General features: G+C 57.5%; 1 pseudogene. It reads right to left on the reverse strand.

The features are described 5' to 3' along the window. A pseudogene (locus FYC77_RS20075) lies at nt 1-353 on the reverse strand (ISH6 family transposase); the annotation flags it as partial.

Raw genomic sequence — 353 nt, forward strand, 5'->3', positions numbered from 1 at the left:
GTAGCGAGGTCGGTACTCTGGAGCGAAACATCCTCTTGATAGATACGTTGTCCGTCGAATTCGACGAGATCCTCGAGTGGCCGGAAGTAGGTTGGATCGTCCTCAGTAGCAGCGGTATCTTTGACGTGGTGGAGCGTGAATTCGTGTTCTCCAGCAGTTGTAACGGCTGTTCGTGTCGTGGTGCCAGCGCGCTGGAAACGGCGGTCGCCGTTTCCGCGCGCGTGTTTCTCCCCGCAATACGCCTCGACGAGCGTCTCGTCGAGGCTTCTGACGATCTCCTCGAGGATAGTGGCCTCGAGCTGAATCTCGGTAAGAGATTCAGCGAGCGTGGCAAGCGGTAGCGTTTTGTCTGG

It is taken from the genome of Natrialba swarupiae, assembly GCF_008245225.1.
GTDB lineage: Archaea > Halobacteriota > Halobacteria > Halobacteriales > Natrialbaceae > Natrarchaeobius > Natrarchaeobius swarupiae.